This window comes from Bittarella massiliensis (ex Durand et al. 2017), from assembly GCF_017566145.1.
GTDB classification, from domain to species: domain Bacteria; phylum Bacillota; class Clostridia; order Oscillospirales; family Ruminococcaceae; genus Bittarella; species Bittarella massiliensis_A.
Genome location: NZ_JABFCL010000071.1, coordinates 1 through 300, shown reverse-complemented (window position 1 = coordinate 300; position 300 = coordinate 1). Strand labels below are relative to the sequence as shown.

Here is a 300-nt window from a genome sequence, read left to right as displayed (position 1 = left end):
GAACAGACCGACAATCAATCCGACAACCGCAAGAATCACAGTCAGGATACGAAATTTTGACGTTCCCTCTTTTGCGAAGCGGGATGCAGGATTGTAGAGCAGAGGAACTGCTGTCGTATAAATACCGGCAAATACAACAATCGCAAAAATCGCCGAGAACGGTTTCCAGATCTTCATGGCAAGGATCAGGTTCGGAATATCAGCATTCCATACAAAGGTGCTGTCGCTGCCTGAAAGCGGAGTGTTGATATTTGCGATCTGAGCAAAGGAAATCAAACCAATCGCCACACATACTGCAAC

1 protein-coding gene is annotated in these 300 nt (G+C 46.3%); it reads right to left on the bottom strand.

Annotation, left to right across the window (positions count from 1 at the left end):
- A partial coding sequence (locus tag HJY11_RS13495) for a hypothetical protein (RefSeq protein ID WP_438820439.1) occupies positions 1-300 on the bottom strand: 300 nt, incomplete at both ends.